Genomic DNA, 12,743 nt, shown 5'->3' with positions numbered 1-12,743 from the left:
GCGCACCGGAACCCCGACGATTCCCGGCGCTAGAGCACTTCGTCACCATTCCACACGAAAACAAACCGTGCCACCTGTACGTATGTCCGGAAACTAAGTTACCGACGGGTAGACCGGCATTCCGGACAGGAGTCGCCGGCCCCGCGAGAGCGTCGGCGCAGCCTCGGCGCGACGTTCGCCGCGCGACACAGCGTCGCCCCGCACGGGACGAACGGCCCGGAGCGCCGCGCGCGACCGGCGGCGGGGAGATCCCGGACCTCGCGCCGGATCTGCCTCGCCACCTGCAGATTCCGGTGGCGCGAGGCGAAGGACCTCGGCACCGCCTCCGGGCCGTTCGGCACCGCCTTCCGGCCGTTCGGCCGTTCCGACCGCACCACGAACCCCGCCAAGCCTAGACAATGCACACGTTTCATCCAACTGTTGGACAGCAGACGTTCGATGTCGAATGTGAGCTCGAACACGGCCGCCACTCACCCATGGGTCAACGATCCACGCCGTCGCATTCCGGGCAGGAGCCGCCGGACGTCCAGCGCGCCAGCAGCGGCCCGAGACGAGCGCACGCACTCGGCCCGGTCATCTCCCAATGCGAGGTCGGCAGGTCGTGCCGGTGCACGCCGCCGGAGACGTACGGTGACCAGTCCCGGCCCGATTCGGGATCCGGCACGGTCTGCGGCGCGGCGCCGACGAAGAGAATGCGTCCCTCGTACCGGGCCGGCACGTGCCGCTCGAGCGCCTCGAACGAGCAGTCGATGCTCGTGAGGACGGACGAGGCGAGGGTGGGATCGATCTCGTCGGCGAGCATCCCGATGTCACCGAGGGCGTACGCCGGTTCCCCGCCGCCGGCGCGGTTCGCACCGAAGGCCGCCGCAGCCACCGCGACCGGATCCACCGGGCCGCGCACGGCGTCGGGCAGATAGGCGTCGAGCAGCACGAGCGAACCGACCTCGAGTCCGGCTCGCTGGAGCTGGACCGCCATCTCGTGGGCGATCACCCCGCCGAGGGACCATCCGACCAGGTGGAAGGGACCGTCCGGATGGACCCGCCGGACCTCCGAGACGTACCGCGCCGCCCAGGACTCGATCGAATCCGGTAGGTCCGACTCCCCGGACAGCGCCGGGGACTGCAGTCCGTAGACCGCACGGCCCGGCTCGACGTAGCCGGCGAGCGAGGCGAAGCTCCAGGCGAGGCCGATCACCGGATGGACGAAGAACACCGGATCGCGTCCGTCGTCGCCCTCGCGCAGCGGCAGCAGCACGTCCAGGGAGGAGTCGGCGGACCCGCTCGCCGGCGGCTTCTCCCCCGCCGACTGCTCGATCCGGGCCGCAAGGTCCCCCACCGTCGGATGGGCGAACACCCACTCGAGCGGCACCGGACGGCCGAGCCGGCGCGCGAGCTCCCGCGTCGCCCCCACGGCCACGAGCGAGGATCCGCCGAGGACGAAGAAGTCGTCGTCGGATCCGACCCGGTCCGCAGCGAGGACGTCCGCGAACACCTGCGCAACCGCACGCTCGACGGGCGTCGCCGCAGCCCGGTAGGACGCCCGCTCGGGCATCGGCGCGGGCAGCGCGCCGCGATCGACCTTGCCCGTCGTTCCGACGGGGAGCCGGTCCAGGCGCATGATCGAGGCCGGCAGCATGTAGTTCGGCAGCTCGTCCGCGAGCGCGCTCCGCAGGGCCCCCAGGTCGAGGTCCGACTCACCCTGCGCGGCAACGACATACGCGACGATCCGAGCGCCGGTCGCGGCGTCGTGGTGCACCGTCGCGACCGCGGCCGCCACGGCGGGCAGACGCAGCAGCGCCGCCTCGATGTCTCCGAGTTCGATCCGGAAACCGCGCAGCTTGACCTGGGAGTCTCCGCGGCCCACGTGCTCGAGGACGCCCGCAGGGGTCCACCGGGCCAGATCACCGGTGCGGTACAGACGGCCCCCGGCCCCGAAGGGGTCGGCAACGAACCGGTCCGCGGTCGCCCCGGGGCTGCCGCTGTAGCCCCGCGCGAGTTGCCGGCCCGCCAGGTAGAGCTCTCCGGTCACTCCCACCGGCACGGGCCGCAGCCGCCGGTCGAGTACGTACACGCGGGTGTTCCACCCGGGCACCCCGATCGGCACCTGGTCGGTGTCCGCGCCCGTGACCCGGTGCGCCGTCACCGACACGGCCGCCTCGGTGGGTCCGTACAGATTGACGAGCTCCGCCCGGCTCGACCGGCGCCACGCCCCGGCCACGGCACCCGGTAGCGTCTCCCCGATCGAGAGCACCCGCCGCACCGAGGTCGGCAATTCTCGGTCTGCACCCGCGATCAGGGCGCTCAGCAGGGACGGAACCAGGTACAGCGTCGTCACGAACTCGCGCTCGACGAGCGCGAGCAGGCGGAGCGGATCGCGGCGAGCCTCGGGATCCGCCACCACCAGCCGGCCGCCACATGTCGTGGCGCCCCAGAACTCCCACACCGACAGGTCGAACGTCGCCACCGTCCGCTGCACCGTCACCTCGTCCGGACCGAACCCGAACTCCGCATGCATCCAGCGCAACTGGTTGACCACTGCGCCGTGGGCCACCGCCACGCCCTTGGGCACCCCGGTCGATCCCGACGTGAACAGTATGTAGGCGAGGTTCGAGGGCCGCAGCGGCGCACTGCGATCGGCGTCGGTCACCGGGGCGGCCGAGTACCGCGACAGGTCCACACTCGAGGTATCGATCACCGGGATCGGCTCCGGCACAACCTCCCTCGCGACGCGCGTGGACACCGCCGTCGCGAGGACCGTCGCCGGCCGCGCCGCCTCGACCATGCGGGCCAGCCTGGTGATCGGCAGCGACGGGTCGAGCGGAACGTAGGCGCCCCCGGCGGCGGACACCGCGTACATGGCGACGACGAGGTCCACGGAGCCGGGCATCATCAGACCGACCCGGGTCTCCGGCCCGACGCCGGCCGCCACCAGCGCGCGGGCCAGCCGGGCGACGCGAGCGCCGAGTTCCCCGAAGGTCAGCTGCACGCCGTCCCCGACGAGCGCGACCGCCCCCGGGCGTTCGTGCACCTCGTGCTGGAACAGCTCGGGGAGGCAGCCGCCGCCCGCAACCTCGACCCGGGTGTCGTTCGTCGCCTCGAGCAGCGCCCGCCGCTCGTCGGCGCCGAGCAGATCGGCGTCGCCGACCGCCCGGTCGGGAACCGAGACGAGTTCGCCCAGGATCCGAACGAACCGGTCCGCGATGGACGCGGCCGCGCGTACGTCGAAGAGATCGGTGGCGTAGGACAGATGCCCGCCGATACCCGCAGGCGTCCCGTCTGCGCCGAAACTGTCGCCGACGATCAGGTGCAGGTCGAACTGGGCGATCTCCCCTGCGACGTCGACCGGAGCCGCCACCAGGTCCGGGAGTTCGAAGGCGACCGCTCCGAGGTTCTGGAACGACAACCCCACCTGGAACAGCGGATGCCGCGCCATGGACCGGGCCGGCGCCAGCGCCTCGACGAGTCGTTCGAACGGGACGTCCGCATGGGCCAGGGCCTGAATGTCCTGCTCCCGGACCTGCGCGAGCAGCGACGCGAAGGAGACGGCGGGATCGACCCGGGTGCGGAACACGAGGGTGTTCACGAACATCCCGATCAGGTCGTCGAGGGCCGCCTCACCCCGACCGGCCACCGGGGTGCCCACCGCGACGTCCTCGGTGCCGGACAGCCGGGCCAGCAGCACCGCGAAGGCCGTGTGCACGACCGTGAAGGGAGTGGTCCTCGTGGCCGCCGCGAGCGCGGCCACCCTGCCGTGAAGGTCCGCGTCGATCGTGACGGGAACCCGGTCTCCCCGGTAGGACTGCACCGGAGGCCGCGGCCGGGTCGTGGGCACGGGCAACTGGTCGGGCAGCCCGGCCAGTTCGTCGGCCCAGTAGGCGAGCTGGCGGGAGACGCGCGAGGCGGGATCGGCTTCGCTGCCCAGCACCTCCCGCTGCCACAGCGTGTAGTCCGCATACTGCACCGGCAGCGGCCGCCATGCGGGTTCGCGGCCCTCCCGTCGCGCGCTGTACGCGAGGGCGAGATCCCGCACGAGCGGCGCCACGGAATAGCCGTCGGCAGCGATATGGTGCACCACGACCAGCAGGACGTGTTCAGCCGGGGACACCCGGAACAGCCGCACGAGAACCGGAACGGACCGGGTGACATCGAATCCGACCGCCGCCGCCGACCGGACGGCGGCCTGGAGCTCCGATTCGTCGACGTCCGCCGGGCGCAGGGCCGGCACACCGGCGCCCGCGGGCAGAATCTGCTGGACCGGGACCCCGTCGACCTCGGGGTAGACGGTCCGGAGGACCTCGTGCCGGGCGACCACGTCGGCGACCGCCGACTGCAGCGCGACCGGATCCAGCCGTCCGGTCAGCCGCACGGCCATCGGGATGTTGTAGGCCGCCGCGGTCGCCTCGAACCGGCTGAGGAACCACATCCGCTGTTGGGCCGGCGACAGCGGGATCCGCTCCGGACGCGGCCGGGCCGCCAGGGCGGGCAGGCCGCCGGACCCGACGTGCCGTTCCACGGCTGCCGACAGCGACTCGATCGTCGACGCCTCGAAGATCACGCGGACGGGCACCGACGCGCGCAGCGCCGACCCGATCCGGGCGACCACACGCGTGGCGATCAACGAATTCCCGCCGAGCGCGAAGAAGTCGTCGTCGAGACCGAGCCGCTCCGCGCCGAGCACTTCACCGATCACCGAGGCGACGGTCTTCTCGATCGCGGTGGTGGGCCCCCGGAACTCACGGACGGCCGGGACCGGTTCCGGCAGGGCCCGGCGATCCACCTTTCCGGATGTGGTGAGCGGGAGTTCCCCGAGCACGGTCACCACGTCGGGCACCATGTACCGCGGCAGCAGGCGCCCCACTGCCGCGCGAACGGCGTCCGCGTCGGCCTCGGCGCCGTCCGCGGACACGACGTACGCGGCGATCTGCGCGCCGTGGGGCCCGTCGTGGACGGTCACGACGGCCTGCGCCACCTGCGGCTGCGCCAGCAGTGCCGCCTCGATCTCCCCCAGCTCGATCCGCAGACCGCGCACCTTCACCTGGAAGTCGTTGCGGCCCAGGAACTCGAGCGTACCGTCCGGCAACCACCGGACCCGGTCACCGGTGCGGTACAGCCGCGCCCCGCCGGGGTGCGCGACGAACCGCTGCGCGGTCAGATCCGGGCGGGCATGGTAACCGCGGGCAAGTTGCACCCCACCGAGATACAGCTCCCCCGGCACCCCGATCGGTACCGGGTTCAGCCGCTCGTCGAGAACATGCGTGGTGGTGTTGCGGATCGGACGGCCGATCGGCACGGTGCCGGCATCGGTGCGACGTCCGGCACAGCGCAGCACGGTCGCGGTGACGGTCGCCTCGGTCGGGCCGTACGTGTTGTCCAGCAGCGCATCCGAGCGTTCGGCGAACCGGGCCGCGAGCTCTCCCGGCAGCGCCTCGCCACCGACGGACAGGTACTTCAGCGCCGCCGGCAGTTCGAGTGCGGGATCGGCGAGGAACACGGCGAGCATCGCCGGAACGAACTCGAGGATGCCGACGGCCCACTGCCGCGACAGGCGGGCCAGGTACTCCGGGTCGCGATGGCCTCCCGGTGCCGCGACCACGAGCCGCGCACCGACCTGCAGCGGGAAGAACAGCTCCCACACCGACGCGTCGAACGTGATGGGGGTCTTCTGCAGCGCCGTGTCCCCCATGCCGAATTCGTAGCGCTCGCGCATCCACGTCATCTGGTTGACGACGGCGCCGTGGGTGACGGCAACGCCCTTGGGCCGGCCCGTCGACCCGGAGGTGTAGATCACGTAGGCGATGTTCGCCCGATGCAGCGGCGCCAGGCGCTCGTGGTCGGCGAACTCGGTGACCGGCGCCGGGGCGAAGTCCGATTCGTCGACCACGAGGGCCGGGACGGAATCGGGGAGCGTGCCCCGATCGCGCGTCGTGGTCAGCACCACCACCGGCTCAGCGGTGGCCAGGACGTATGCCGTTCGCTCGGCGGGGTGTTCCGGGTCGAGCGGCACGTACCCGCCACCGGCCCGGAGAACCGCATAGATCCCGACCATCATCTCGACCGATCGGCTCATGTGGACGCCGACCAGCCGATCGGGCCCGACGCCGCACGCGACGAGGCGCCGGGCGAGCCGGTCCACCCGAGAGGCGAACTGCGCGTAGGTCAGCGCGGTGTCCTCGAAGACGACCGCCGTCGCGTCGGGGGTGCGCCGCGCCTGCCGGGTGAACGCGTCCAGCACCAACCGGTCACCGAGCGGCGCGGCGGTCCGGTTCAGCTCGTCGAGCCGGGCACGTTCCTCCGCGGTGCGCAGGTCGATGCCGCCGACCGGAACGCCCGGATCGTCCGCCGCCGCCTCCAGGATCGACGCGAGTCGCGCGGCGAACGTCCGCACGGTGTCCTCGTCGAACAGGTCACACGCGTAGACGACGGATCCCGCGACCCCGTCCCGCCGCCCCTGCTCGTCGCGCATCTCGGTCAGGTGGATCTCGAGATCGAGTTTGGCGCCGCCCGTGGCTGTCCCGACCGGCGCGATGTGCAGGTCCGGCAATGCGATCTCGGAGCGGGTGAAGTTGTGCACCACGAGCAGCACCTGGAACAGGGCCGAATGCGCGGTGGACCGGACGGGATCGAGGATCTCCACGAGCCGTTCGAGCGGAACGTCGGGGTTGCCGAAGGCGGCGAGGTCGACCTCCCGCACGCCGGCGAGGAGCTCGGAGAAGGTGGCGTCCGGGTGGATCCGGGTGCGCAGCACGAGGGTGTTGCCGAACATCCCCACGAGATCGTCGAGTGCCTCCTCGCCGCGGCCGGCGACCTGTGCCCCGACGGGAATGTCGTCGGTACCGGACAGGCGGGCCAGCAGGACCGCGAGCGCGGCGTGCGCGAGCATGAAGAACGTCACGCCGTGATCCCGGGCGAGCCGATCGAGCCGGGCGGCCAACGCCTCGTCCAGGGTGAAGTCGACGCTCGCGCCGCGCCCGGTCTGCACGGCGGGCCGCGGGCGGTCGGTGGGCAGTTCCACCAGGTCCGGCAGGTCCGCCAGCGCCGTGGTCCAGTAGTTCAACTGGCGCGCGAGCACCGACTCGGGGTCGTCCTCGGAGCCCAGCACGTCCTGTTGCCACAGGGCGTAGTCGGCGTACTGCACCGGCAGCGGAGTCCACTCCGGTGCCCGGCCCGCTCTGCGGGACAGGTACGCGGTGGCCAGATCCCGGGCCATCGGGGCCCGGGATCCGCCGTCGCTCGCGATGTGGTGAACGACGACGACCAGCACGTGGTCCCGGTCGGTGAGCCGCAACAGGGCCGCCCGGACGGGTACCGCACCGGTGACGTCGAACCCCCGGGAGACGAGGGCGGCGATCCGCGGGTGCAGGTCGTCCTCGGCCACGTCCTGTGCCGCCAGATCGAGTGGTACGTCCTCGAGCGGAACGATCACCTGGAACGGTCCGGAGTCGGAGTCGGGGAAGACGGTGCGCAGGGCCTCGTGCCGGGCGAGCAGGTCGCGCAGGGCGGCCTGCAGCGCCGGCACATCCAGCGCCCCGGTCAATCGCAGCACGAGCGGGATGTTGAAGGCGGCGGAGTCCGGGTCGAACCGGTTGAAGAACCACATCCGCCGCTGCGCGAGCGACAGCGGAATCCGCTCGGGGCGCCGCCGGGGGCGCAGGGGCATCCGGGACGGGACCGCGACCGGATCCCCCATCCGCGCCGCCAGGGCCGACACGGTCGGCGCTTCGAACAACGTCCGCACCGGGACCCGGACGCCGAGGGCGGCCTCGAGCCGCGCGATGACCTGCATCGCGAGCAGCGAGTTGCCGCCGAGCGCGAAGAAGTCGTCGGCGCGGCCGACCCGCTCGACCCCGAGCACCGCCCCGTACACGTCTGCGACCGCCTGCTCGTCGGACGTGGCGGGGGCGCAGTACTCGGCCGACTCGGGCAGCGGCACCGGCAGTGCCCGCCTGTCCAGCTTGCCACCGGGAGTGAGGGGCAGGGCGTCGAGCACGACGATGTGGCCGGGCACCATGTGGTTCGGCAGTTCCCCGGCGAGGAACTCGCGCAGGTGCGCCGGGTCGGGCACGGCGCCGGCCGCGCCGACGACGTAGCCGACGAGCCTGTCCCCGCCGCGCGGATCGGTGTGCAGCACCGTGGTGGCCTGCGCGACGGAGGGGTTCCGTTCCAGTGCGGCGTCGATCTCGCCGAGTTCGATCCGGAATCCACGCAGCTTGACCTGGAAGTCGCTGCGCCCGAGGTACTCCAGTTCGGCGACCGCGCCGGTGCTGCGCCATCGGACCACGTCCCCGGTCCGGTACATCCGCGTGCCCGGCGCTCCGAACGGGTTCGCCACGAACCGTGCCGCCGACAACCCGCTGCGCCGGTGGTAGCCCCGCGCGAGAGCGGCCCCGGCCAGGTACAACTCGCCGGCCACGCCGGACGGCACCGGCCGCAGCCGGGAGTCCAGCACCAGGGCGGCCACCCCCGGTACGGGCCGGCCGACGGTGACCGGGCGCCCGGGCTGCAGCCGCGCGAACGACGAGATGATCGTCGTCTCCGTAGGCCCGTAGCCGTTGAAGTAGCTCCGTCCCGGCGCCCACCGCGCCAGCAGTTGCGGCGATGTCACGTCCCCGCCGACGGACACGACCCCGAGACGGTCGAGTCCCGACGGATCGACCGTCCCCAGCACCGCCGGCGTGACAATGGTGTGGCTGACCCGTTCGGCCCGAAGCAGTTCCGCGAGTTCGGGTCCGCCGACGATCGTCGAGGGCACCACGACCAGGGTCGCGCCCTGGGAGAACGCGGCCATCCACTCGAGCACCGACGGATCGAAGCTGGGCGAGCACACGTGCAGGAACCGCGACCGTGACGTCACGCCGTACAGCGTCACCGCGGCACCGAGCAGCGGGTCGAGACCCGCGTGGGTGACCACCACACCCTTGGGGTGCCCGGTCGACCCCGACGTGTAGATGACGTACGCCGCGTGCTGCAGCGACAGCGGCCGTACCCGCTCGGCGTCGGACATCCGGGCGGCGGATCGTGTCGCGACGGCCCGCACGACCTCGGGATCGTCCAGTTCCAGCCGGGGCGGGGACGCGGGCAGCGCGGGGGCGTACGAGGTGGTGGTCAGGCACACCGCCGCACCGGAGTCGGCGAGCATGTACCGGACCCGCTCCGCCGGATAGGACGGATCCACCGGAAGGTGCGCGGCGCCGGCCTTCGCGACCGCCCACACGCCGAGCACCATCTCGTAGGAACGCGGGAACGCCAGCGCCACCACGTCCTCGGGGCCGACGCCGCGTGCTGCCAGTTCCCGCGCGAGCCGGGACGACGACTCGTCGAGTTCGCGGTAGCTGATCGTGCGGTCCTGGTACCGGACGGCCGGCGCCTCGGGGTCCCGGGAGACCGCCGCCGTCAGGATCTCGGCGAGCGTGCGGGCACCGCTCGGTGCGTCGTCCGGGGCACGGGTGAGCCGGTCGGCTTCGTCGTCGGCAAGGAGCGCCAGGTCACCGACCGGCACGGCCGGGTCCGCCACGGCGGCGGCCAGCAGCCGCACGAACCGCCGCGCGAATCCGGCCACCGTCTCGTCGTCGAACAGGTCCCTGGCGAAGACGAAGTCCGCCGACATTCCCGCCGGTCCCCCGCCGGGGTCCGTGTGTTCACGCAGCGTCAACGACAGATCGAACTTCGCGGTGGTCGCATCGAACGGCACCGCCGCCACGCTCAGGTCCGGCAGCTCGAGACCCGCGGGGGGCAGGTTCTCGAGGGCGATGGCCACCTGGAACAGCGGGTGCCGCGCGGTCGAACGCTCCGGAGCGAGCAGTTCCACGACGCGCTCGAAGGGGATCTCCGCGTGGGTGAACGCCTCCAGGTCGCTCTCGCGGACCCGCGCGAGATGCTCCGCGAACCCGGAACCGGGATCGACCCGGGTGCGCAGCACCAAGGTGTTGACGAACATGCCGACCATCTCGTCCAGCGCGGCGTCACCGCGGCCGGCGACCGCGGTACCCACGGCGATGTCATGCGACGACGACATCCGGGCGAGGAACACCGCGAGCGCGGTGTGCAGGACCATGAACAGGGTCGACCCGCACTGCTGTGCCAGTTCCCCCGCCCGCCGGTGCGTCGGGGCATCGATATCGAACGCGACCCGGCCGCCGGCGAAGGACTGCACCGGCGGGCGGGCCCGATCCGTCGGGAGGTGCAGTTCCGCGGGGAGATCCGCGAGGACCCGCCGCCAGTACTCCGCCTGTGCCGAGAGGGGACTGTCCGCGTCCCGCTCCGATCCGAGCACCTCACGCTGCCACAGCGCGAAGTCCGCGTACTGCAGCGGCAACGGCTCCCATCCGGGCTCCCGGCCGGCGGCCCGCGCGGCGTACGCGGTCATCAGATCGCGCGTCAACGGCGCCATCGACCAGCCGTCGGCGCTGATGTGGTGTGCCACGAACACGAGCACGTGCTCGTCGTCCGCGACCCGGAACAGCCGCACCCGGAACGGCACCTCGGCGGTCACGTCGAATCCGGTGGCCACCACGTCGGCGATCCGGTCGGCCAGCTCCGTTCCGGGCACCGATTCCGACGCCCAGTCGGGCGTGTATCCGGCGGCGGGAACGACCGTCTGGTACGGGCGCCCGTCCGTTTCGGGATACCTGGTTCGCAGGATCTCGTGCCGGACCGCGATGTCGGACACCGACTTTCGCAGGGCATCGACGTCGAGCCGGCCCGTCAGCCGGATCGCCACCGGGATGTTGTCGGCCGCGGAGGCCGGATCGAACCGATTGAGGAACCACATCCGCTGCTGCGCGAACGACAGCGGTACGCGGTCCGGGCGCTCTCGCGCCACCAGCGGAACAGCGTGTGCCGCCGCGCCACCCGACTCCAGATGCGCCGCCAATGCCGCCACGGTCGGCGCCTCGAACACCACCGGCACCGGCACCCGGGTCTCCAGGGCCGCACCCAGGCGCGCCACCAACCGGGTCGCGAGGAGCGAATTTCCCCCCAGCTCGAGGAAGGAGTCGTCCACGCCGACGCGCTCGCGCCCGAGCACCTCGGCGAACACCGACGCGACCGTCTCCTCGACCGGGGTGCGCGGCGCCCGGTATTCCCGCTCGGCGAACACCGGTTCGGGCAGCGCCGCCCGATCGAGCTTGCCCACCGGGGTCAGCGGCACCGCGTCGAGCACCATCACCAGGGCCGGCACCATGTGGCCGGGCAGCGTCTCGGCCAACCCGGCGAGCACCGCCGGCGCGTCCATCCGGGTTCCGGCCGCGGGCAGCACGTACGACACCAGTGCCGTCTCCCCCGACGGCAGCACCTTCCCGACGGTCGCGGCGAACTCGATGTCCGGCCGGGCCGTCAGGGCGGCGTCGATCTCACCCAGTTCCACCCGGAACCCGCGGATCTTGACCTGGAAATCGCTGCGCCCGAGATACTCGATCGGGCCGTCGGCCGCGCGGCGCACCAGGTCTCCCGTCCGGTACATCCGGGTTCCCGGATCCGACCCGAACGGATCGGCCACGAACCGCTCCGCCGTCAGTCCCGGCCGGCGGTGGTAGCCGCGCGCCACCTGGGCGCCCGCCAGATACAGCTCACCCACCACACCCGGCGGCACCGGCCGCAACCGGCCGTCGAGCACGTAAGCCGCCAGTCCCGGGATCGGGGTGCCGATCGTGATCGGCTCGCCCGCCACCAGCGGCGCGCTGCTCGTCGCCAGGATCGTCGCCTCGGTGGGCCCGTACGCGTTGAAGAACCGCCGGCCGGGACCGGTCCACCGGCTCACCAGCTCCGGCCCGAAGGCCTCCCCGGCCGCCACCACCACCCGCAGGTCCGTCAGGCCCGTGGGATCCACCGAACTCAATGCCGCCGGCGTGATGAACACGTGGGTCACCGCGTCGGCCGCCAGCACCTCGGCCAGGTCGGCACCGCCGCCCACCGACGCCGGCGCCACCACCACCGTCGCACCCGCGGAGAACCCGATCAGCAACTCGAGCATCGAGACGTCGAAACTCGGCGAGCACACATGCAACACCCGCGCGTCCGCGCCGACCCCGTAGTGCTCCCGCTCGGCGGAGATCACGCCGGCGATCCCGGCATGGGTGACCGCCACCCCCTTCGGGCGGCCCGTGGAGCCGGACGTGTAGATCATCCAGGCGAGGTCCGGCCCTTCGAGCGCGCGCGTCCGGTCGGCGTACGAGACGGGATGCCCGGGCAGCTGCCCGACCTGCCCGGCCACCGCCGCATCGTCGAGCAGCACCTGTTCGACTCCGGCCGGCACCGCGGCCGCGAAATCGCGCACCGTCATGCACAGGGCCGCGCCGGAATCTGCCAGCATGAATTCCACCCGCTCGAGGGGGTAGCGCGGGTCGACGGGGACGAACGTCGCGCCCGACTTCGCCACCGCCCACAACGCGAGCACCGACTCCACCGAACGGGGTATCGCCACCGCGACCACGTCGCCCGGCCCGACGCCCCGGCCGATCAGCCACCGCGCCCACCGCGACGACCTCTCGTCCAGCTCGCGATACGACAGGGCGGGGCCACCGGCGGCGCCCACCACCGCGGGATGGTCTCCGCGTTCCTCCACCGCGGAGGTCAGCAGAGTCGGCAGCAGTGCCACGCGCGTGGCCCGGCTACGCGACCGGCCCGGTTCCCTGCGCCGCACCCCCGGCTCTCGCCTCACGTGCCCGGACCTCGATCTGCCCGGACCGGGCTCCTGCGTTGCACTACGGATACAGCTCCTTCCACACGCGGGAAGAGCATGGAGAACT

1 protein-coding gene is annotated in these 12,743 nt (G+C 72.4%); it reads right to left on the bottom strand.

The features are described 5' to 3' along the window. Nucleotides 1–481: 481 nt before the first annotated feature. Nucleotides 482–12,592, bottom strand: coding sequence for a non-ribosomal peptide synthetase (locus A4U64_RS06415; RefSeq protein WP_084648605.1), 12,111 nt, complete (start codon nucleotides 12,590–12,592; stop codon nucleotides 482–484). Nucleotides 12,593–12,743 lie beyond the last annotated feature (151 nt).

The organism is Rhodococcus sp. WB1, assembly GCF_001700945.1.
Taxonomy (GTDB): Bacteria; Actinomycetota; Actinomycetes; order Mycobacteriales; family Mycobacteriaceae; genus Rhodococcus; species Rhodococcus aetherivorans.
This window is presented reverse-complemented; position numbering and strand designations above follow the sequence as displayed.